The sequence below is a fragment of the Streptomyces sp. NPDC000229 genome (assembly GCF_040300825.1).
Lineage (GTDB): Bacteria > Actinomycetota > Actinomycetes > Streptomycetales > Streptomycetaceae > Streptomyces.
The window spans coordinates 13872-35292 of the sequence record NZ_JBEPEL010000054.1; the positions used below are offsets into that span (position 1 = coordinate 13872).

The 21421-nt window shown below is 72.2% G+C and carries 22 protein-coding genes and 2 pseudogenes; 17 read left to right on the forward strand and 7 right to left on the reverse strand.

Annotated elements, in window-relative coordinates; genetic code table 11:
- The first annotated feature begins 60 nt into the window (after nt 1-60).
- The 6 genes from bioB to ABT360_RS23815 are packed head-to-tail and all read left to right on the forward strand — an operon-like array spanning nt 61 to nt 5101.
- Entirely contained in the window at nt 61-1224 is a 1164-nt protein-coding gene (gene bioB, locus ABT360_RS23790) for a biotin synthase BioB (RefSeq protein ID WP_351819964.1), read from the forward strand.
- Nucleotides 1217-2506, forward strand: a complete 1290-nt coding sequence (locus ABT360_RS23795; RefSeq protein WP_351819967.1) for an adenosylmethionine--8-amino-7-oxononanoate transaminase — start codon at nt 1217-1219, stop codon at nt 2504-2506. Before bioB ends, ABT360_RS23795 begins: the two co-directional genes overlap by 8 nt.
- 1 nt (nt 2507) lies before the next feature.
- Nucleotides 2508-3227 carry a dethiobiotin synthase gene (gene bioD / locus ABT360_RS23800; protein ID WP_351819970.1) on the forward strand — a complete coding sequence of 240 codons (720 nt, stop codon included), beginning with the start codon at nt 2508-2510 and terminating at the stop codon, nt 3225-3227.
- Between the two features lie 2 nt (nt 3228-3229).
- A complete protein-coding gene (locus ABT360_RS23805) occupies nt 3230-3574 on the forward strand; it encodes a VOC family protein (protein ID WP_351819973.1) in 345 nt (114 codons plus the stop codon).
- A gap of 52 nt (nt 3575-3626) precedes the next feature.
- Nucleotides 3627-4271: a class I SAM-dependent methyltransferase gene (locus ABT360_RS23810; RefSeq protein ID WP_351819976.1), complete on the forward strand. Its 645-nt coding sequence runs from the start codon at nt 3627-3629 to the stop codon at nt 4269-4271.
- 50 nt (nt 4272-4321) lie between these two features.
- Complete coding sequence (locus tag ABT360_RS23815; RefSeq protein WP_351819979.1) at nt 4322-5101, forward strand: SDR family NAD(P)-dependent oxidoreductase; 780 nt, start codon at nt 4322-4324, stop codon at nt 5099-5101.
- A 294-nt stretch (nt 5102-5395) separates the two neighbouring features.
- Here the strand turns inward: ABT360_RS23815 and ABT360_RS23820 are convergent, their stop codons facing one another.
- Together ABT360_RS23820 and ABT360_RS23825 are read right to left on the reverse strand one after the other, a co-directional pair.
- On the reverse strand, nt 5396-5767 hold the full coding sequence (locus ABT360_RS23820) for a fic family toxin-antitoxin system, toxin component (RefSeq protein ID WP_351819982.1): 372 nt from the start codon (nt 5765-5767) through the stop codon (nt 5396-5398).
- A 46-nt stretch (nt 5768-5813) separates the two neighbouring features.
- On the reverse strand, nt 5814-6050 hold the full coding sequence (locus ABT360_RS23825; RefSeq protein ID WP_351819984.1) for a toxin-antitoxin system HicB family antitoxin: 237 nt from the start codon (nt 6048-6050) through the stop codon (nt 5814-5816).
- 243 nt (nt 6051-6293) lie between these two features.
- Between ABT360_RS23825 and ABT360_RS23830 the strand changes: the two genes are divergently transcribed.
- From ABT360_RS23830 to ABT360_RS23850, 5 genes and pseudogenes are all read left to right on the forward strand, one after another.
- Entirely contained in the window at nt 6294-6836 is a 543-nt protein-coding gene (locus ABT360_RS23830) for a GNAT family N-acetyltransferase (RefSeq protein ID WP_351819987.1), read from the forward strand.
- Between the two features lie 328 nt (nt 6837-7164).
- Nucleotides 7165-7590 carry a GNAT family N-acetyltransferase gene (locus ABT360_RS23835; protein ID WP_351819990.1) on the forward strand — a complete coding sequence of 142 codons (426 nt, stop codon included), beginning with the start codon at nt 7165-7167 and terminating at the stop codon, nt 7588-7590.
- 150 nt (nt 7591-7740) lie between these two features.
- A complete protein-coding gene (locus tag ABT360_RS23840; RefSeq protein ID WP_351819993.1) occupies nt 7741-9120 on the forward strand; it encodes a hemolysin family protein in 1380 nt (459 codons plus the stop codon).
- On the forward strand, nt 9117-10133 hold the full coding sequence (locus tag ABT360_RS23845; protein ID WP_351819995.1) for a hemolysin family protein: 1017 nt from the start codon (nt 9117-9119) through the stop codon (nt 10131-10133). The genes ABT360_RS23840 and ABT360_RS23845 overlap by 4 nt, the downstream gene beginning before the upstream one ends.
- 37 nt (nt 10134-10170) lie before the next feature.
- Nucleotides 10171-10961 (forward strand): annotated as a pseudogene (locus ABT360_RS23850) (SGNH/GDSL hydrolase family protein).
- A gap of 75 nt (nt 10962-11036) precedes the next feature.
- Here ABT360_RS23850 and ABT360_RS23855 read toward each other — a convergent pair.
- The gene (locus ABT360_RS23855; RefSeq protein ID WP_351820000.1) at nt 11037-12128 is read right to left on the reverse strand and encodes a PP2C family protein-serine/threonine phosphatase; all 1092 of its coding nucleotides are present in this window, start codon (nt 12126-12128) and stop codon (nt 11037-11039) included.
- 606 nt (nt 12129-12734) lie between these two features.
- On the opposite strand from ABT360_RS23855, the gene ABT360_RS23860 reads away from it, so the two are divergent.
- From ABT360_RS23860 to mug, 3 genes are all read left to right on the forward strand, one after another.
- Nucleotides 12735-13163 (forward strand): VOC family protein, encoded by a 429-nt coding sequence (locus ABT360_RS23860; protein WP_351820003.1) that lies wholly within the window; start codon nt 12735-12737, stop codon nt 13161-13163.
- Between the two features lie 240 nt (nt 13164-13403).
- A complete protein-coding gene (purB, locus tag ABT360_RS23865) occupies nt 13404-14837 on the forward strand; it encodes an adenylosuccinate lyase (RefSeq protein WP_351820006.1) in 1434 nt (477 codons plus the stop codon).
- Nucleotides 14838-14857: 20 nt separating this feature from the next.
- Nucleotides 14858-15409 (forward strand): G/U mismatch-specific DNA glycosylase, encoded by a 552-nt coding sequence (gene mug / locus ABT360_RS23870; RefSeq protein ID WP_351820009.1) that lies wholly within the window; start codon nt 14858-14860, stop codon nt 15407-15409.
- Here mug and ABT360_RS23875 read toward each other — a convergent pair.
- Complete coding sequence (locus ABT360_RS23875) at nt 15406-15843, reverse strand: hypothetical protein (protein WP_351820012.1); 438 nt, start codon at nt 15841-15843, stop codon at nt 15406-15408. The two genes, mug and ABT360_RS23875, sit on opposite strands and share 4 nt — an antisense overlap.
- Before the next feature lie 71 nt (nt 15844-15914).
- Nucleotides 15915-16649: an ABC transporter permease gene (locus tag ABT360_RS23880; RefSeq protein ID WP_351820015.1), complete on the reverse strand. Its 735-nt coding sequence runs from the start codon at nt 16647-16649 to the stop codon at nt 15915-15917.
- Between the two features lie 176 nt (nt 16650-16825).
- Here ABT360_RS23880 and ABT360_RS23885 point away from each other — a divergent pair.
- Nucleotides 16826-17137, forward strand: a pseudogene (locus tag ABT360_RS23885) (response regulator transcription factor); the annotation flags it as partial.
- Nucleotides 17138-17314: 177 nt separating this feature from the next.
- Nucleotides 17315-18472, forward strand: coding sequence for an ROK family transcriptional regulator (locus tag ABT360_RS23890; protein ID WP_351820018.1), 1158 nt, complete (start codon nt 17315-17317; stop codon nt 18470-18472).
- A 28-nt stretch (nt 18473-18500) separates the two neighbouring features.
- On the opposite strand, the gene ABT360_RS23895 is transcribed toward ABT360_RS23890, so the two are convergent.
- Both ABT360_RS23895 and ABT360_RS23900 read right to left on the reverse strand, forming a co-directional pair.
- Nucleotides 18501-19247, reverse strand: coding sequence for a GntR family transcriptional regulator (locus ABT360_RS23895; protein WP_351820021.1), 747 nt, complete (start codon nt 19245-19247; stop codon nt 18501-18503).
- 273 nt (nt 19248-19520) lie between these two features.
- On the reverse strand, nt 19521-20432 hold the full coding sequence (locus tag ABT360_RS23900) for an RNA polymerase sigma-70 factor (RefSeq protein WP_351820024.1): 912 nt from the start codon (nt 20430-20432) through the stop codon (nt 19521-19523).
- Nucleotides 20433-20576: 144 nt separating this feature from the next.
- Here ABT360_RS23900 and ABT360_RS23905 point away from each other — a divergent pair, with 144 nt between their 5' ends.
- Nucleotides 20577-21407: an alpha/beta fold hydrolase gene (locus ABT360_RS23905; RefSeq protein ID WP_351820027.1), complete on the forward strand. Its 831-nt coding sequence runs from the start codon at nt 20577-20579 to the stop codon at nt 21405-21407.
- Nucleotides 21408-21421: the final 14 nt, after the last annotated feature.

Consider the following 21421-nt stretch of genomic DNA (forward strand, 5'->3'; position numbering starts at 1 on the left):
CCGCTCTCCTGTGGAGTTCCTCCTTGGCCCCGGGCCGTGCCGTAGGCCAGGATCTGCGTCATGGACCTGCTGAACACGCTGGTGGACAAGGGGCTTCGGCGCGAGCTGCCGACCCGCGAAGAAGCGCTCGCCGTGCTGGCGACCTCGGACGACGAGCTGCTCGATGTGGTGGCCGCGGCCGGGAAGGTACGCCGTCAGTGGTTCGGACGGCGGGTGAAGCTCAACTACCTGGTCAACCTCAAGTCCGGCCTGTGCCCCGAGGACTGCTCGTACTGCTCGCAGCGGCTCGGCTCGAAGGCGGAGATCCTCAAGTACACCTGGCTGAAGCCGGAGGAGGCGTCCAAGGCGGCCGCCGCGGGCGTCGCGGGCGGCGCCAAGCGGGTCTGCCTGGTCGCCAGCGGCCGCGGTCCCACGGACCGGGACGTGGACCGCGTCTCGAAGACCATCGAGGCGATCAAGGAGGAGAACGAGGGCGTCGAGGTGTGCGCGTGCCTCGGGCTGCTGTCGGACGGCCAGGCGGAACGGCTGCGGTCGGCGGGGGCCGACGCGTACAACCACAACCTCAATACGTCCGAGGGGACGTACGGGGAAATCACGACCACGCACACCTACGCGGACCGGGTCGACACCGTACAAAAGGCGCACGCGGCGGGCCTGTCGGCCTGTTCCGGGCTGATCGCGGGCATGGGCGAGAGCGACGAGGACCTGGTCGACGTCGTCTACGCGCTGCGCGAGCTGGACCCGGACTCCGTGCCGGTGAACTTCCTCATCCCCTTCGAGGGCACGCCGCTGGCCAAGGAGTGGAACCTGACCCCGCAGCGGGCGCTGCGCATCCTGGCGATGGTCCGGTTCGTCTGCCCGGACGTGGAGGTCCGGCTGGCGGGCGGGCGCGAGGTGCACCTGCGTACGCTCCAGCCGCTGGCCCTGCACCTGGCCAACTCGATCTTCCTGGGCGACTACCTCACCAGTGAGGGCCAGGCCGGCAAGGCGGACCTGGAGATGATCGCGGACGCCGGTTTCGAGGTGGAGGGCACGGACACCACGACGCTGCCCGAGCACCGCGCGGACGCCACCTCCTGCGGAACCGGTGGCGGCGGCTGCGGCTCCGGCTCGGTGTGCGGTTCGGAGGAGCCCGCACCCGCCGCGACGGCCGAGCAGGCCCGTACCGACCTGGTCGCCGTACGCCGCCGGGGCGCCGGAACCGACCTCGCCCCCAATGCGTGAGTTCGACGCCGCCGAGCTGATCGCCCTCGACCGGGCCCACGTGTGGCACCCGTACGGCCCCATGCCCGGCCGTACGGACCCGCTCGTCGTGGAATCCGCCTCCGGGGTCCGCCTGCGGCTCGCCGAACCGGCGCACGGGCGGGACGAACTGGTCGACGGCATGTCGTCGTGGTGGTCCGCCGTCCACGGCTACAACCACCCGGTCCTCAACGAGGCGGTGCGCGGCCAGCTGGACCGGATGAGCCACGTGATGTTCGGCGGGCTCACCCATGAGCCCGCCGTGCGGCTGGCCACCCGGCTGGTCGAGATCACACCGGAACCGCTGCGGCACGTCTTCCTCTGCGACTCGGGCTCGGTGTCCGTCGAGGTCGCGATCAAGATGTGCCTGCAGTACTGGCGCTCGGTGGGCCGCCCGGCCAAGCAGCGGATGATGACCTGGCGCGGCGGCTACCACGGGGACACCTGGCAGCCGATGTCGGTGTGCGACCCCCAGGGCGGGATGCACGAACTGTGGTCCGGGGCGCTGCCGCGGCAGGTCTTCGCCGGGCCGCCGCCGGTCGCGTACGAGGAGTCGTACGCCAAGGAGCTGCGGGAGGCGATCGCGCGGCACGCTGACGAGCTGGCGGCGGTGATCGTCGAGCCGGTGGTGCAGGGCGCGGGCGGGATGCGGTTCCACGACCCGGCGTATCTGCGGGTGCTCCGGGAGGCGTGCGACGCGCACGACGTGCTGCTGGTGTTCGACGAGATCGCGACCGGCTTCGGGCGGACGGGCACCCTGTTCGCGGCGGAGCACGCGGGCGTGGCGCCGGATGTGATGTGCCTGGGCAAGGCGCTGACCGGCGGCTACCTGTCGCTGGCCGCGACGCTGTGCAGCACCCGTGTGGCGGACGGCATCTCGCGGGGCGAGGTGCCGGTGCTGGCGCACGGGCCGACGTTCATGGGCAACCCCCTCGCCACGGCTGTGGCGTGCGCCTCGATCGACCTGCTGCTCGGCCAGGACTGGAAGCAGGAGGTCAAGCGGATCGAGACGGGGCTGCGGGACGGCCTGGCGCCGGCCGCCGGGCTGCCGGGGGTGCGCGAGGTGCGCGTGCTCGGTGCCATCGGCGTCGTCCAGCTGGACCACCCCGTCGACATGGCGGCCGCGACGGCGGCGGCGGTGCGCGAGGGCGTGTGGCTGCGGCCGTTCCGGGACCTGTTGTACGTGATGCCGCCGTACGTCACGGGTGACGAGGACGTGGCACGGATCTGCCGCGGGGTGCTCGCGGCGGCACGGGAGGGTTGAGATGACGGTACTGGTGGTCAGCGGTACGGGCACGGAGATCGGCAAGACGGTCGTCACGGCGGCCCTCGCCTCGGTGGCACGGGCGGCCGGACGGTCGGTGGCCGTGCTCAAGCCCGCGCAGACCGGGGTGGCGCCGGGCGAGCGGGGCGACGCGGACGAGGTCGTACGGCTCGCCGGGGACGGGGTCACACCGGTCGAACTGGCCCGGTTCCCCGAGCCGTTGGCGCCGGACACGGCCGCGCGACGGGCCGGGATGGCACCGGTCGGGCCGGACGAGGTGGCCTACGCCGCGGGCAAGCTGGCGGACGAGCACGACCTGGTGCTGGTCGAGGGAGCGGGCGGGCTGCTCGTGCGGTACGACGAGGAGGGCGGCACCCTCGCGGACGCGGCCCGGCTGCTGGGCGCGCCGGTACTGGTGGTGGCGCCCGCCGGGCTCGGCACGCTGAACATGGTGACGCTCACCGCCGAGGCGCTGCGGGCGCGCGGGCTGGTGCAGGCGGGCGTGGTGGTCGGCAGCTGGCCCGACGAGCCGGGCCTCGCGGAGCGCTGCAACGTCACGGACCTTCCGAAGGTGGCGGGCGCGCCGCTGCTGGGCGCGGTGCCCGCGGGCGCGGCGGCGCTGCCGGTGGACGCCTTCCGTGCGCGGGCCGCACAGTGGCTCGCCCCGGCGCTCGGCGGCACCTGGGATGCGGAGGCGTTCGCCGCGGCCGTACGCTCCTGATCATGCGAGCTGTCGTCAGCGAGATCGTGTTCGACTGTGCCGACCCGGCGGCGCTGGTCCGCTTCTGGGCCGCGCTGCTGGGCGGCGAGCCGGTGGACCGGAGCCCGGACTGGTCGTACGTGGAGCCTCCGGGCTTCGTCCGGATCGCCTTCCAGCGCGTACCGGAGGGCAAGGCCGCCAAGAACCGGCTCCATCTGGACCTGGAGGCGGGCGCCGTGGACACCGCCGCGGCCGAGGCGGTGCGGCTCGGCGCGGTGCGGGTCGGCGGCATCGTGACGGACGACCAGGGCGACTTCCAGGTGCTGCGGGACCCCGAGGGCAACGAGTTCTGCTTCGTGAGCGGCTGACGGGGGGACACTGACGGTGTCTGGTCCTGGCCCCTCTCCCAGGAGGTCCGCGATGCGGGACACCGTCCACCACCCGCTGTTCGCCCGCTTCTACGCACGCGTGAGCGTCGCCATGGACGCGAAGGGCGGCGTCGCCGCGCACCGGGAAGAGCTGCTGGCCGGGCTCTCCGGCCGGGTCATCGAGGTCGGCGCGGGCAACGGGCTGAACTTCGCGCACTACCCGGGTGCCGTGTCGGAGGTCGTCGCGATCGAGCCGGAACGGCGGCTGCGGCAGCTGGCCGCCGGCGCGGGGCTGCGCGCGGACGTGCCGGTGGACGTGGTGCCGGGCGCGGCGGAGGCGCTGCCGGTGAAGAGCGAGGCGTTCGACGCGGCGGTCGCGTCGCTGGTGCTGTGTTCGGTACGGGACCTGCCGCGGGCGCTCGGAGAGCTGCGGAGGGTGCTGCGGCCGGGCGGCGAACTGCGGTTCTTCGAGCACGAGGTGGCCCGGGGGCGGGCCGCCGCGACGGCTCAGCGGGCACTGGACCGCACCGTGTGGCCGCTGCTTTTCGGGGGCTGTCACACGGCACGGGACCCGCTGGCCGCGATCGAGGCGGCCGGGTTCGAGATCGGCTCGTACCGCCGGCTCCGGATCCCGGAGAAGGGTCCTTGGATGCCGACGTCGTGCTGTGTCCTCGGGGTCGCGCGGCGGCCGGCCTGAGCGTTCACCCGGGGGCGAAGGGCTCTGGCCGCGCGCATTAGGGTGCGGGGATGACGTCGCATGCCTACCTCTCGCACCTGTTTTCGCTGGACGGCCGGGTCGCCTTGGTGACGGGAGGCAGCTCCGGGATCGGCAAGGGGATCGCGGGTGCCCTCGCCCGGGCGGGAGCGAGCGTGGTGATCGTCGCGCGCCGGGAGGCGGAGCTGGCGGCCACGGTCGACGAGCTGGTCGCCGACGGGTGCCGGGCCGCATGGGTGAGCGGCGACCTCTCCAGCCGGGGCGGGGTGCGGGCGGCCGCCGAGAAGGCGGCCCGGGTGTACGGGGAACCCGACATCCTCGTCAACAGCGCCGGGATCAACCTGCGGCCGCCGATGGGCGAGGTGGGCGAGGACGTCTGGGACGCCACGATGGCGGTGAACCTGGAGGCGCCCTTCCTGCTGGGCGAGCGTTTCGGCCCGGGCATGGCGGAGCGGGGCTTCGGGCGGATCATCCATGTCACGTCGCAGCAGGCGCATCGGGCGTTCGTGCAGAGCGGCGCGTACGGGGTCTCGAAGGGCGGCCTGGAGTCGCTGGCCCGTTCGCAGGCCGAGGCGTGGTCGGCGTTCGGCGTCACGTGCAACACACTGGTGCCGGGCTTCGTGCTGACCCCGCTCAACGCACGGCTCCAGGCGGACCCGGAGACGGTCGCGGCGCTGGCCGCGCGCACGATGGTGGGGCGCAACGGTGTGGCGGACGACTTCGCGGGGGCGGCGGTGTTCCTGGCGAGCGCCGCCTCCGCGTACGTCACCGGGCACGCGCTCTTCGTGGACGGCGGCCTGTCCGTGCACTGACCGTGTGCGTCCCGCGTTCGGCGCGGCGTGCGTTTCGACCAGGGTGGTTGTTCCTGGAGGTGACGCCCCGTGCCGAACGGGCAGGAGGAACTTTTCGCCACGGTCGACGCGCTGCGGGGGCCGGTTCGTGAACGGGCCGGTCGCCGTACTGGACGGGGCACGAGACGTGCCGCCACGGCCGCCGGAACCGGCGTACCGGAACACCTGGTCGGCGCTCGCCTCTCGGCGCTCCTCCGCGACGAAACGGCGCGCCCGGGTGCACGGAGGGCTACCGATGATCCCGGACGAGAGGGGTCACCGGCTCCACCGGCGCAGCTCGGCGGCGATGGCGTGGACGCCCGCGTCGCCCGCCTTGACCAGCCGGGCCAAGTCCCTGACCTTCTCGGGGGACGTGGCCACCTTGAGCCCGGAGGCGACGAGGTATCCGTATGCGACGGCGGAGGCGTACATGGCGTTGGAGTGCTCCAGCGCGGGCACGTGCAGCAGCAGTTGCAGGAGGGCGGCGGCCCGGGCGTACGGGTCACCGTAGACGGGGACACCGAATACGTCCGCGTCGTGCCGGCTCACGGCGGCGACGAGTGCGCCCCAGTCGGTGACCTGGGGGTCGCCCGGCGTCGCCTGCTCGGCGACCATGAGGAGCCAGGCGAGGTCGATCGAGAGATTCATACGAGCAGCGCGCCCGCCCCGGTCGCGCGCTTCCCCGCCGCGTACGTCATCGCTTCTCGGGCGTACGGCGGTCCGGGGTGCCGAACTCCTCGGCGAAGACGGCCTCGTACTGCTTCATGAAATCGGCCGCGGCCTCCACGAAGGTGCGGCCCGCCTCGCCCGCGTCCTGCCGGACGAGCTCCTCGATGTACCGGTTCACGCTGACACCCCGCTGCTGCGCCCGGCGGCGGGCGGCCTCGGCGGTGGACTCTTCGACGCGTACGTTCAGCTGGGTCTTCGCCACAGCATCACGCTAGCGCGGTTGCGCTAGCACCAGCAAGGCCGGTTTCCGGCCGACTCCGCGTTCCGCCGCAGTCGTACCGTCTCTGCCGGAACACCGCCTCCACCACGACTGGCTGGGCACCGGCCTGGCTGAACCGGGGTTGCAGGATCGGGCCAGGGAACCGGCAGCTGGGGTGGAGTGGGGTGGTGCGGGCCGAGAGGCCCATGTGCCTGTTCAGATCAGGCGGACTGAGATACTCCGGCCATGGATGCTGGGGTGATGGGGAGCGCCGGTACGCGCCCGGACATGGCAGTGCCTGCGCGGACCACGCCGACGCCCCCCGCGGGTTGGGTGCTGCGTTCCGCGGTGGCAGCGGACATCGAGGTGATCGCGGAGTTGCGGGCCACTGTCATGCGTGCGGACCTGGAACGCCTTGGGCGCTACGACGAGCACCGGGTACGGCAGCGGCTGCGGGACTCCTTCTCCCCAGAGCACACGTCGATCATCATGATCGACCGTGAACTCGCGGGATGCGTCACGGTTCGGCCCGCCGAAGGCAGGCAGTGGCTGGAGCACTTCTACCTTGCTCCGCACCATCAGGGCCGAGGGATCGGATCCGCTGTGTTGCGCGCGGTACTGGAGCGAACGGACGCGCAGGGCATGACCGTGGGCTTGAACGTCTTGCAAGGCGGTGCTGCCCGTCGGCTCTACGAGCGCCACGGATTCGTCGTGGAAGCCCAGGACTCGATCGACGTCTTCATGATGCGCCCGCCGGGGGCGGTGGCGAGCACTCCTGCGAAAGCCTGACCTGCGACGGTGCGACGGCCTCGGTTCGGTCCGCGAGGCCGGCTTCCACGGCCGTGGCATGACAGCGGTCGCACGGGTTCTTCGAGGCTGAAGGAGTGGTTGCCCGGGCGGCCTTGCCCCCTCTTGCCTTCTGTGGCGTCTCCCGTGCACACCTCGGCGAGGGGATCGAGGAGTTGGCAGGCCCGTGGCCGGCCCGGTACGAGTCGGCACTGCGTGAGCGGCGGGGCGTTGCGCCAGTCCAGGCCCTGACGACGACGGCCGGGCACGGCGCGGGCAGCACGACCGGGGCGGCTCCCTGCCGGCCGAGTGGGGGTCCGATGATGGGGCCATGAATGATCTCCGCATACGGGCCGCCTCGCCGGCCGACGTCGACGCCGTCCTCGCCTTCTGGAAGATCGCGGCCGAGGGTGCCAGCATCAGCGACGACCAGGAAGGCGTCGAGCGGCTGGTGGCCCGGGACCCCGAGGCGCTGATCCTCGCCGAGCAGGCCGGAGAGCTCGCCGGGACGGTGATCGCCGGCTTCGACGGGTGGCGCTGTCACCTCTACCGGCTCGCCGTCCACCCGGACCGCCGACGCCAGGGCATCGGCGCGGCGCTGCTCGCGGCGGCCGAGGAGAGGTTCGTACGCCTCGGCGGGCGGCGCGTCGACGCCATGGTCCTCGACCGCAACGACCTCGCCCACCGCGCCTGGCGGGCGGCGGGCTACGCCCCGCAGCCCGAGTGGAGTCGCTGGGTCAAGCCCCTCGACGGCTGACCCCTTTGCTGATCCTTTACCATGGGTGGACCAATCACCATCGATCGAAAGGTGTGAGCGTCCGCCCATGGGCGACCCTCCCAGTAGTTGCCGTAGCCGAGATCGCGCGTCCTTCCCCTCCGTGGCCGATCATGGAACGGAGGTGAACCGATGACCGAAGTGCTCCTGCTCCTGCTGGCGCTCATGCTTTCCGTCGCGTGTGGCGCGTTCGTCGCGGCCGAGTTCTCGCTGACGACCGTGGAGCGCGGGGAGCTCGAACGGGCCGTCGAGCGGGGTGAGCGCGGGGCGCTCGGCGCCCTCAAGGCCGTACGCTCCCTCACCTTCCAGCTCTCCGGCGCGCAGCTCGGCATCACCGTCACCAACCTGATCGTCGGCATGCTGTCCGAGCCGTCCATCGCCAGGCTCATCCGCGGCCCGATCCAGGACATCGGCCTCTCGGCGTCCGTGGCGTCCTCGGTGGCGCTGGTCATCGGTACGGCCCTGTCGACGGTCGTCCTGATGGTCGTCGGGGAACTCGTTCCGAAGAACTGGGCCATCTCGTCGCCGCTGGGCGTCGCCAAGGTGGTCGCGACCCCGCAGCGGATCTTCACCGCGGCGTTCAGGCCGCTGATCAGCCACCTCAACAACACGGCCAACCGCATCGTGCGGCGGTTCGGCATGGAGCCGGCCGAGGAGCTGGCCTCCGCGCGCAGCCCGCAGGAGCTGGTGGCCCTGGCCCGCCACTCCGCACGCGAGGGTGCCCTGGAGCAGGACACGGCCGAGCTGTTCGTCCGCACCCTGAACCTGGCCGAGCTGACCGCGGAGAACGTCATGACCCCGCGCGTCCAGGTCACCGCCCTGGAGGCGCAGGCCACCGCCGAGGACGTCGCCAACGCGACCCGCGCCACCGGCCTGTCCCGCTTCCCCGTCTACCGGAACAGCCTGGACTCGGTCATCGGCATCGCGCACATCAAGGACGTCCTGACCGTCCCGGCCGAGCAGCGGCGGCGCAAGCCGGTCGCGGAGATCCTCCGCGAACCCCTGCTCGTACCGGAGTCGCTGACCGTGGACCGACTGCTGGACCGGCTGTCCGGCAAGACGACGATGGCCGTCGTCATAGACGAGTACGGCGGCACCGCCGGCGTCGTGACGCTGGAGGACATCGTCGAGGAGGTCGTCGGCGAGGTGCGCGACGAGCACGACCCGCACGAGACGCCGGATCTGGCGCCGGCGGGCGAGGACGCCGACGGGCGGGCCCTGTGGTCCGCGGACGGCGCCGCCCGGACCGACCAGCTGGAGACGATCGGCCTGCGCATGCCGGACGGTCCGTACGAGACCCTCGCCGGGCTCGTCGCGACCGAGCTGGGCCGTATCCCGGAGGTCGGTGACAGCGTCGCCCTGGGTGGCTGGCTGCTCGACGTGGTCGACGCCTCCGGGCGCCGTGCCGCGCGGGTGCTGCTGCACGCCCCGGTGGGCGGGCCGGACGGGGACGGGCACGAATCGGGCACCGACGGGCCCGGGGCGCACAAGGGCGGGGAGGCGAGCCGATGACCGCGATCCAGTTGTTGATCGGTTTCCTCACCCTGGTGGTCAACGCGTTCTTCGTGGGTGCGGAGTTCGCCATGATCTCCGTACGCCGCAGCCAGATCGAGCCCGAGGCCGAGGCCGGGAACCGGCGGGCGCGCAGCGTCATCTGGGGCCTGGAGCACGTCTCGGCGCTGCTGGCGGCGGCCCAGCTGGGCATCACCCTGTCCACCCTGGTGCTCGGTGTCGTCGCCGAGCCGGCCATCGCCCACCTGCTGGAGCCGGTGTTCGACGCCGTCGGCGTACCGCACGGGCTGGTGCACCCGATCTCGTTCGTGATCGCACTGTCCCTGGCCACGTACCTGCACATGCTGCTCGGCGAGATGGTGCCGAAGAACATCGCGCTGGCGGAGCCGACGCGGACGGCGCTGCTGCTGGGTCCGCCGCTGGTGGCGGTGGCGCGGACGCTGAAGCCGGTGATCTTCACGATCAACGCGTTCGCCAACACCCTGCTGAAGCTGATGCGGGTGGAGACGCGGGACGAGGTGTCGGCGACGTTCTCGGACGACGAGCTGGCGCGGATGGTGAAGGACGCCGGTGACGCGGGACTCCTGGACGACCGGGCGGCCGAGCGGCTGCACGACGCCCTGGAGCTCGGGCGCCGCCCGGTGCGCGACGTCGTGATGCCGGTGGAGCGGGTGGTGTACGCGAGGGTCGGCACCACGCCCGAGGAGCTGGAGGCGCTGGCCGCCGAGTCGGGCTTCTCCCGCTTCCCGGTGGTCGACTCGACCCGCCGGATCCTCGGTTACCTGCATGTGAAGGACGCGCTGGACGTGACGCCGCGCGAGCTGCCGTTCCCCGTGTCGGCGATGCGGCCGATCGCCCGGGTGCGGGCGGCCACACCGCTGGACGACGTGCTGACGGCCATGCGGCGCAGCCGTACGCACCTGGCGGCGGTGCTCGACGACGACGGCAAGCTGGCCGGCATGGTCACGATGGAGGACGTCCTGCGCAAGCTGGTGAGGCGCCCGGCCGGGTAGACCGGCGCCACCTACCGCGCGGTACGATCACTCCGCCATGGAGATGAATGCCACTACAACAGTTTTGTCGCGGTCGGCGACAGCTTCACCGAGGGCATGTCGGACCTGTTGCCCGACGGCTCCTACCGGGGTTGGGCGGATCTGCTGGCGGCCCGCCTCGCGGCCCGCACACCCGGGTTCCGGTACGCCAACCTCGCCGTGCGCGGCAAGCTGATCGGCCAGATCGTCGACGAGCAGGTGGACCTCGCGGCGGCCATGAAGGCGGACATCGTCACCCTGGTCGGCGGGCTCAACGACACGCTGCGCCCGAAGTGCGACCTGGGCCGGGTGCGCGGACGGCTGGAGGCGGCCGTGGAGCGGCTGGCCTCCTCCTGCGGGCGGCTGGTGCTGATGCGCAGCCCCGGTCGGAACGGCCCCGTCATGCAGCGGTTCCGGCCGCGCATGGAAGAGCTCTTCCGCTACGTCGACGAACTGGCCGCCCGGCACGGCGCCCTGGTGGTCGACCTGTACGGCGCCGAGGTGATGGGCGACCCACGGCTGTGGGACCTGGACCGGCTGCACCTGACCACGGAGGGCCACCGGCGGGTGGCCGAGGCCGTGTGGCAGGCGCTCGGCCTGGACCCGGAGGAGGACTGGCGGGCCCCGCTGCCGCCGGCGGTGCCGACCGCCTGGTCGGCCCGGCGGATCGGCGACGTCCGGTTCGCCCGGCAGCATCTGGGACCGTGGATAGCGCGGCGGCTGACCGGCCGGTCCTCCGGTGACGGTCGCCCGGCCAAGCGGCCGGAGCTGCTGCCGTACCTCCTCGACGACGAGTCGTCGTACTCGTAGCGACGCGTTCGCGGCAAGCTTGAGCGGGCGCCATGGAGGGTGCGTGGTGCGGGCCGCTCACTGGGACCCCGTAGCTCAGGGCTCACACAGGCGTACGGCGAGGGCGGCGATGTCGTCGTCAAGGCGTCCTCTGCTGTAGCGGAGGAGGTCGCGGTGAAGAGCCGTGAGCAGTTCGCGGGGCGGTGTCGGGGGCTGTCGGCGCATCCAGGCTGCCAGCGGGAAGAACTCGCCGTCGTGGGCGCGGGCCTCGGCGATCCCGTCGGTGTAGAGGAGCAGCAGGTCGCCGGGGGCGAAGTCGAAGGTGTCGACGGTGTAGTGATCGCCGATGAGCTCGGCGAGGCTGAGCAGTGGCGACGGGGTGGCGGACTCGAGGACACGGACTTTCCTGCGGTTCAGGAGCAGCGGCGGGGGGTGTCCGCAGTTGAGGATGTCGATGCGTCTGCCGTCGTGCGGGATCTCGGCGAGCAGGGCGGTGGCGAAGCGCTCCATCGGCCCCTCGGGGGGAAAGGCGGCGTTGTAGCGGGTGCTGCTGGCGTCCAGTCTGCGTGCGACGTCGACCATGTCGGTCTCGTCGTAGGCCGCCTCCCGGAAGGCGTTGACGATCGCCGCGGCCGCCCCCACCGCCGGCAGGCCCTTGCCTCGCACGTCGCCGATGAGCAGCCTGACCCCGTATGGCGTGTCGACCACCTCGTAGAAGTCCCCGCCGATGCGGGCCTCCGCCGCGGCCGCGAGGTACAGCGACTCGATCTCGATGATGCCGAAGCGGCGGGGCATGGGGCTCAGCACCACCTGCTGTGCCGCGTCGGCGACGAGCCGTACCTGGAAGAGGGTGCGCTCCCGCTGGAGCCGGACATGGCTTCCGTACGCGGCGGCCACGGTGACCGCGACGATTCCCGCGGCCGTCCACCACGTCCCCAGATCGGGGAAGACGAGGCTCAGGCCGATCATCAGACAGAGGCAGACCGTCCCGAGCAGGACGGTGGGGAGCACCGGCCACATGGCGGCGGCCAGGGCGGGCGCCGCGGGCAGGAGGCGGCTGAAAGCCATTTCCGGCGGAGTGGTGTACGCCAGGCCGGCGATGACGACGGTCAGGATGACCGGCGACAGCCGCACAAATCTTCCCGGGCCGGGGCGCCGACGGAGCCGCAGCCGTCCAGACGCGATCACACTCCATAGAATATCTACGTAATGTATGCATAGCGCGCTGACGCAGCACAGCCGACCACCTGCCCGGACCGGCTCGCCGGCCTGTGCCCCGACGGTACGAGAGCACGTGTCACCCGCATGCCGGAACCGCGGTCCTTCCCACCGGAGCGGACCGACGACCGGCCGTTCGAGCACCCGGCTCGCCACTCCCCCGAGCTGCTCGATCGATCTTCGGTGGCATGAGCGAGCCGTCTCATGTCTCATCGCCCCCTGCTCAGGCGGTCCTGATGGTGTCTCAGGTGGTTCCGGCAGCACGGAAGGGCGCGAACCTGGACCGACGTCCACGGATGGCGGCCGGGCATCGTCGAGTTCCGGCCTGGGCGGCACGATGGCAGCCGGCACGATGGCCGCTGTCCGGACGCCGGCGTGATGCGGTTGTGGCGGGACAGACATCATCCGGCATCCGATGTCGGCGGCCGTGAACCCGGGTCGAGCGGTTCGTGAACCCGGCGCATTGCGCCCTCGACGCGCGACCTTCGCGCGGCGAGCCGCCGGCTTTCCGACGTCGGCCCGAGTCGCACCCAACCCGGGATTTCGATGAAGAGCACGCCCCCATATGGTGGACCGATGACGTCGATCAAGAAGTTCCAAGTCACCTTCGACTGCGCGGAACCCGAGCGCCTCGCTCGTTTCTGGTGCGAGGTGCTGGGGTACGTCGTACCGCCTCCACCGGAGGGGTTTGCCACGTGGGACGACTTCAAGCGCGCGCAACCGCCTGAGCAGCGGGATTCCTGGTTCGCCTGCGTTGATCCCTCAGGTGTGGGCCCGCGGCTGTACTTCCAGCGCGTCCCCGAAGGGAAGGCCGCCAAGAACCGGGTGCATCTTGACGTGCGGGTCGGCACCGGACTCGTGGGTGAAGAGCGCCTCGCCGCGCTCGAGGCCGAATGCGCCCGACTGGTCCCGCTCGGCGCCGTACACGTGCAGACGCTGTATGACGGCACTGATTCGTGCATCCCGATGCTGGACATCGAGGGCAACGAGTTCTGTATCGACTGAGGGGGCGCGACGTGCTCGGCGCCCAGGGTGCGGTCTCGCACGGGTTCGGCTCCCTCCTTGATCGGAACGGTTTCGGATCAAGGACCCGGCAGCGCAGGAACCACCGGCCCGGGGCTTTCCCGTCTCGGACGCGTGTCACACCCTGGGCGCGGCACGGCGGCCTGAGCGCCTCTGACCTGGACCTTATGGACTGTGTGGGCGCTCACGAGCCGCCGCAGTCGCCAGGTAAGCTCTGGTCACGTGACTGCCAAGCCCCGCATCCCCAATGTCCTGGCCGGCCGCTACGCCTCCGCGGAGCTCGCCGTCCTCTGGTCCCCCGAGCAGAAGGTGAAGCTGGAGCGCCGGCTGTGGCTCGCCGTGCTGCGTGCGCAGAAGGACCTCGGGATCGAGGTGCCGGAGGCCGCGCTCGCCGACTACGAGCGGGTGCTCGACCAGGTCGACCTGGTGTCGATCTCGGAGCGCGAGAAGGTCACGCGCCATGACGTGAAGGCGCGGATCGAGGAGTTCAACGCGCTGGCGGGCCACGAGCAGGTCCACAAGGGCATGACCTCGCGCGACCTCACCGAGAACGTCGAACAGCTGCAGATCCGGCTCTCGCTGGAGCTGATGCGCGACCGCACCGTGGCGGTGCTGGCCCGGCTGGGCAAGCTGGCGGGCGAGTACGGCGAGCTGGTCATGGCAGGGCGCTCGCACAATGTCGCCGCCCAGGCCACGACGCTCGGCAAGCGCTTCGCGACCGCGGCGGACGAGCTGCTGGTGGCGTACGCGCGGCTGGAGGAGCTGCTGGGCCGCTACCCGCTGCGCGGCATCAAGGGCCCGGTCGGCACGGCGCAGGACATGCTGGACCTGCTGGGCGGGGACGCCGCGAAGCTCGCGGAGCTGGAGCAGCGGATCGCCGGGCACCTGGGCTTCGCCAACGCCTTCACCTCGGTCGGCCAGGTCTACCCGCGCTCTTTGGACTACGAGGTCGTCACGGCGCTGGTGCAGCTGGCCGCCGCGCCCTCGTCGCTGGCGAAGACCATCCGGCTGATGGCCGGGCACGAGCTGGTCACCGAGGGCTTCAAGCCCGGCCAGGTCGGCTCCTCGGCGATGCCGCACAAGATGAACACCCGCTCCTGCGAGCGCGTGAACGGCCTGATGGTCATCCTGCGTGGCTACGCGTCGATGACCGGCGAGCTCGCGGGCGACCAGTGGAACGAGGGCGACGTGTCCTGCTCGGTGGTCCGCCGGGTGGCGCTGCCCGACGCGTTCTTCGCGCTCGACGGACTGCTGGAGACGTTCCTGACCGTGCTCGACGAGTTCGGCGCGTTCCCGGCGGTCGTCGCCCGCGAGCTGGACCGCTACCTGCCGTTCCTCGCCACCACCAAGGTGCTGATGGCGTCGGTGCGGGCCGGGGTGGGCCGCGAGGTCGCGCACGAGGCCATCAAGGAGAACGCGGTGGCGTCGGCGCTGGCCATGCGCGAGCAGGGCGCCGAGCGCAACGAGCTCCTCGACAAGCTCGCCGCCGACGACCGCATCCCGCTGGACCGGGCGCAGCTGGACGCGGCGATGGCGGACAAGCTGTCGTTCACGGGTGCCGCCGCCGACCAGGTGGGTGTGGTGGTCGCCCGGATCGAGGAGATCGCCAAGCAGCACCCCGAGGCCGCCGGTTACGTGCCGGGTGCGATTCTCTGATCGCTGGGCACACGACCCGTATGACACCCCAGGAACTCGAGGCCGCTCGCGACCGCATCGTCCCCGATGTGATCGCGGGCGGCCTGTCCGTGCTCTTCTGCGGCATCAACCCGGGCCTGATGTCGGCCGCGACCGGTCACCACTTCGCCCGGCCCGGCAACCGCTTCTGGCCCGTGCTGCACCGCTCCGGCTTCACCCCGAGGCAGTTGCGGCCGTCCGAGCAGGAGGAGCTCCTCGACTACGGGCTCGGCATCACCAACGTCGTCACGCGGGCCAGCGCGCGGGCCGACGAGCTGAGCGACGAGGAGTTCCGTGAGGGCGGCCGGCTGCTGGCCCTCAAGGTGGAGCGGCTGCGGCCGCGCTGGCTGGCGGTGGCCGGGATCACCGCGTACCGCACGGCGTTCCAGGACCCCAAGGCGCGGATGGGTCCGCAGGAGCGGGTGATCGGTGACACCCGGATCTGGGCGCTGCCCAACCCCAGCGGGCTCAACGCGCACTGGACGCTGGAGACGATGGCGGAGGAATTCGCCCGGCTGCGCGAGGCCGCGCGGGAGGATTCCGCCCGGTCCTAGGGCGGGTCCGTCTCCGTGACGGCGGCGACCAGCTGGAACGGCAGCTCCTTGTCCCATTGCGAGACACCCAGGGCTATCCAGTGCTCCTCCACCCGCCAGAGGTGGACGTCGGGCACGGACTGGCTCAGACCGCCCCACGGGTCCGGTATCTCCTCTCCGGCCATGCTCCGGTCGAACACCGACCACAGGCTGAACACCTGCGGTTCCCCCCAGCGGGCGGTGAGCAGCGTGGCGAGCGCGTCACGCTCCGCCTCATACTGGTCCTCGACGATCTCGCGCCGGGTGCCGTCGTCGTCCCAGAAGTCCTCGCTCGTGGTGAGCTCGACGATGTGGTAACCAACGCCGCTGTAGCCCAGGGCCGTTCTGCCGGACTCCGCCGGGAAGGGCAGGGAGCGCAGCTGATCGATGGTCGCCAGGTGCCGTGCGGTGGTCATGGCTCCAGTAAAGCCCCCGGCACTGACAATTGGCGTTGCGTCAGGCCCCGTCGGCGTCCCTCAGGCGCCCCTCAGGCGTCCCTCCGGCGTACGGCGGACCAGCCGGCCGGCAGGGCGGCCGCCGCCCACGCCGCCGTCACCACGAGCCCGGTCCAGGGACCGATGCCGCCGGAGTCCTGGCGTACCACCAACTGCCCCGCCTGGTCCGGGAGGTACTCCGCCACGCCCGCCGCGACGTCACCGACCACGAACGACACGATCAGGACGAACGGGACCAGCACGCTCAGTACGGCGGTGCCGCTGCGCAGCACGGCCGTCAGCCCCGCCGCGAACAGCGCCATCAGCGCCAGGTAGGTGCCACTGCCGACACACGCGCGCACCGCGCCGGGGTCGCCGAGCCCCAGGGCCCGCTCCCCCAGGAACGCCTGCCCGCCCAGGAAGGTGACGAAGCCGGTGGCCACCCCCACCAGCAGGGTCAGGGCGCCGACGACGGCCGCCTCGGCGGCGTGGAAGCGCGTCCGGTCCGGGACGGCGGCGAGCGAGATCCGCAGGGCGCCGTTCGCGTACTCGGAGGAGACGGCCGGCGTGCCGAAGGCGTTGGCGGCGATCTGGCCGAAGATGAGGCCGAAGAAGGCGGCGAACAGCGGGTCGTCGCCGGTCCGTCCCGCTGCGTCGGCACCGGTGAGGGCGTTCACCAGGATGGTGATTCCCGCGGTGGCGGCGAACACGGCGATCAGCGCCGCCGCGAGCGAGCGCATGGTCCTGATTTTGAGCCACTCGGAGTGGAGGACGGCGGTGGTGGGCATGGTCGGGCCTCCCGGCCGCTGGTCGTGGTGGTTCCGGTGAACTCCGTCGCCGCGCCGGTCAGTTGAGGTACGCCTGCTCCAGCGAGACACGGTCGTCGGAGAGTTCCTGTACGGGGATGCCCTCGCGGGCGGCGAGCGCGCCGACGTCCTCGGCCCTCGCGCCGTCGACGGTCCACCGGCCGTCGGAGATCGTGCACGCGGTGCGGCTGGTCGCCGAGGGCGAGTCGCTGCTCTTCCCCGCGGCGGTGCGGTCGCTCGCCGCCACGTACGGCAACAGCACGGCGCGGGCCGCGCTGACGGAACGGGAATCGGTGGTGCTGCGGCTGATGGCTGGCGGCCTGTCGAACGCGGAGATCGCCGCCGAGCTCGTCGTCGGCGCGGAGACGGTCAAGACCCATGTCAGCTCGGTGCTCGCCAAGCTGGGGGCGCGTGACCGTACGCAGGCGGTCATCGCGGCGTACGAGTCGGGGTTCGTCACGCCGGCCTGAGCCGCGTCCGTCCGAACCGTGCGTCCGAACCGTGCGTCCGCCTGAACCGTCGTCCGCCTGAGCCGTGCGTCCACCTCCGGCTCGGCGATCGGTGGCCCAGGGGCGAGGGGGCCGACAGCGCGGCCGGGCCATTGAGTACCATCCGGCAGACACGCGTGCGAGCTGGGAGGACACACTGTGGGGCAGCTGACCGGCGGAGATCCGTCGCTGCTGCGGCGGATCAACTCCGCGGTGGTACTCCATGCGCTGCGGGGCGGCGACGCCCGCACGCTCACCGACCTGACCCGGATCACGGGCCTGTCCCGCCCCACCGTCGAGGGCGTGGTCGAAGGGCTCATCGTCAACGGCCTGGTGGTCGAGGTGGCGCCCGAGGAGGGCGAGGCCAGGCGCCAGGGGCGGCCGGCACGGCGGTTCCGGTTCCGGGCCGAGGCCGGGCATCTGATGGGTGTCGAGATCGGTCCGCGCCGGGTGGCCGCGCTGATGTCGGGGCTGGACGGGCGGATCATCGGCGCCGGTTCCCGGGAGGTGTCGGAGACGGCGTCGGCGGACGAGCGGCTGGAACGGGTGCGGGCGGTGGTCGCCGACGTGCTGCGCCGCACCGGTGTGGCGCGCGGCAGTCTACGGGCCGTGGGGGTCGGGACGCCGGGGATCGTGGAGGCGGACGGCACGGTACGGCTCGGCACGGCGCTGCCCGGCTGGACGGGGCTGGCGCTCGGCGAGCGGCTGCGGCGGTCGTTCCGGTGCCCGGTGCTGGTCGAGAACGACGCGAACGCGGCGGCGGTGGCCGAGCAGTGGAAGGGCGCGGCGACCGACTCGGACGACATCGTCTTCGTCCTCGCGGGGCTGAGTCCCGGGGCCGGGTCACTGATCGGCGGACGGCTGCATCGGGGGTTCGGTGGGGCAGCCGGGGAGATCGGCGCATTGCACCTGCTGGGGCAGGGGGCGACGCCGGAGACGCTGCTGTCGACCACGGACGAGCCGCTGCACCCGCTGGACGAGCAGGCGGTGGCGGAGGTCTTCGCGCTGGCGCGGGACGGCGACGCACGGGCCCGGGCGGCGGTGGACCGGTTCGTCCAGCGGCTGGTGCACGACGTGGCCGCGCTGGTGCTGGCGCTCGATCCGGAGCTGGTGGTGGTCGGCGGCTGGGCGGCCGGCCTGGACGGTGTGCTCCAGCCGCTGCGGGACGAGCTGGCGCGGTTCTGTCTGCGGCCGCCGCGGGTGGCGCTGTCGCTGCTGGGCGAGGCGGCGGTGGCGACGGGTGCGCTGCGGCTGGCCCTCGACCATGTGGAGGAGCAGTTGTTCGCGGTCGAGGGGACGGTGACGGCCCGCCGCTGAGCGACGGGCCGGGCACGGTGGTGAGGGGTCAGGAGGCGATGCCGAAGTCCCCGGCGTCGCCGAAGGTGAGCCGGCAGGTGTCGGCGCGGTAGGTGGCGACGGAGACCGCGGCGGTGCGGCCGTCCGACAGGTACCGGGTGGTGACGAGGAGGACCGGGGCGCCGGGCAGCCGGTCGAGCTCCTTGGCGTCGTCCGCGCGGGCGGAGCCCAGCTCCACGGCGCGGTCCTGCCCCTCCAGGGTGAGCCGCTGCAGTTCACGCAGGACGCTGCGGGCGCGGGCCGCGCCGGACGGGGCGTCGATGGCGGTGAGGTCCGGTACGGAGCCGGCCGGGACGTACAGCTGCTCCGCGGCGACGGCCTGACCGTGCGTCACACGGAGGCGGCGTACGGTGTGCACCGGCTCGTCGGCGCCCCGGTCGAGGTCGAGGAGGCGGGCCACGGCGGCGGGCGGGGCGGCGAGGACGCAGTCGACGGGCTGCCAGGCCTCCTCACCGGCCCCGGGCCACTGGGCCTGCGTGGTGGAGACGTCCACTCCCATGCGGGGCGGGGCGACGGTGGTACCGACGCCGCGGCGGCGCTGCAGCCGGCCCTCGAGCTCCAGCTGTTCGAGCGCCTGACGGAGCGTGGCACGGGCAACGCCGAAACGAGCGGCCAGTTCACGCTCGTTGGGCAGGATCTCCCCCACCGAGAAATCCGTGTCCAGTGCTTCGCCGATCACGGTCTTGAGGTGCCAGTACTTGGGCTCCGGCACCGATTCCAGCTGCGTGGTCCCCACCCTGATCCTCCGCAATCGCCGGACTCCCGGCGGCTTTCCGTGCCTTGTTTATTAAAGGTTCCTGCACTAACCCTTGCGACCATAAGGCGGCACCCACCCTTGGTCAAGACCAATCGTCGGCCGGTTACGCAGCGGGGTGGAGTCCTGCCGCTGAGTGTTCTCGGCCTCACACTCCTGTCCGTACGGCCCTCCGTACTGGCCCGGCGAGGCGCACGGCGAAAGGCCCCGCGTCCGGGTAGGACACGGGGCCTGGCGGCTCCTGAGGGTGCCGGGTCATGGCATCAGCGAAACCAGCTTCTCAGGGTTTCTCACGACATAGACGCACTGGATCCGGTCGTCGACGACATCCACCTGGAACAGCGAGTCGGGCTTTCCGTCGACGAGGACGAGCATCGCGGGCCCGCCGTTGACCTCGACGGTCCGGAACTCGGTGTACATGGCCACATCCTTGGCGACCGCGCAGAGGAACCGGCCGACCTTGTCGGCGGTCCGCATGACGCGCAGCGGCGCCTTGGCCTTGCCGCCGCTGTCCCCGACGAGCCGCACGTCGGGGGCGAGCACGGCGAGCAGCCCGTCCAGGTCTCCCCCGGCCGCCGCGGCGAGGAAACGCTCCGTCAGGTCGCGGCGCACGGCGGGGTCGACGTCGTAACGGGGCCGGCCCTCGTCGACGTGACGGCGGGCACGTCCCGCGAGCTGCCGCACGGCCGCCTCCGAGCGGTCGAGGGTGGCCGCGATCTCCGCGTACGGGAAGCCGAAGGCCTCGCGCAGCACGAACACCGCCCGCTCCAGCGGCGAGAGGGATTCGAGGACCACCAGGACCGCGAGCGAGACCGAGTCGACGAGCACGGCGCGCTCGGCCGTGTCGGGGACGGTCGGCCCGAAGTCGGTGACGACCGGTTCGGGCAGCCAGGGGCCGACGTACGCCTCGCGACGCGCCTGCACCTGGCGGAGCCGGTCGATGGCGAGCCGGGTCGTGACGCGTACGAGGTAGGCGCGGGGCTCGCGGACGTCCGAGCGCTCGGCGGCCGACCAGCGGAGCCAGGCCTCCTGGACCACGTCCTCCGCGTCGGCGACGCGGCCGAGCATCCGGTAGGCCACTCCGGTCAGGACGGGCCGGTACGCCTCGAACACACCGGTGACGTCATCGGCTTCGGTGCCGGGTTCTGTGTCTGCGTCGGTTGCCACCGACCCATCATGCGGCACGGGACACGCGGAACACGGCCCGGCCCCTTGAACTCGGGACTACCGCACGGTAATTGTTGCTGACACCACGTCTAAGACAGGGACGTGGGCGTGCAGAGGGCAGGGACGGGGACAGGGAGAAGCAGCATGGCCGCACAGGTGTCCTTCTCGGTCGAGTCCCCGCGCGGGTCCGGCACGGTGTCCGTGGAGTCCGAGCGGATGGGCGACGGGGAGCCGCTGCTGCTGCTCCACGGCATAGGGCACCACTGGCAGGCCTGGCAGCCGGTGCTGGAGATCCTGGCCGCCGAGCGCGAGGTGATCGCCGTCGACCTGCCCGGCTTCGGCGCCTCGCCCGCGCTGCCCGACGACTTCGCCTACGACCTGGCCACGGTCGTACCGGTGCTCGGCGCGCTGTGCGAGGCGCTGGACCTCGACCGGCCGCACGTGGCGGGCAACTCGCTGGGCGGACTGCTGGCCCTGGAAATGGGCCGCGGCAAGCTCGCCCGGTCGGTCACGGCGCTCTCACCCGCCGGCTTCTGGACGGAGAGCGAGCGCCGGTACGCCTTCGGCACGCTCCTCGCCATGCGCCAGGGGGCGGAGTCCATGCCCCTGTCGATGATCGAGTGGCTGTCCCGGTCGCCCGCCGGGCGGGCCGCGCTGACCAGCACGATCTACGCGCGGCCCGGGCGGCGTTCACCGGAGGCCGTGGTCGCCGAGACGCTGGCGCTGCGCGGGGCCACCGGCTTCCGCCGGACGCTGGCCGCCGGGCGCCAGGTGCTGTTCCAGGACGACGTCCCCGGGCTGCCCGTCACCATCGCGTGGGGCACCCGCGACCGGCTGCTGCTGCGCCGCCAGGGCGTCCGCGCCAAACGGGCCGTCCCCGCGGCGCGGCTGGTGCGCCTGCCCGGATGCGGACACGTGCCGATGAGCGACGACCCCGCCCTCGTCGCGCGCGTGCTCCTGGACGGCAGCCGCTGAGGCGCCCGCGGTAC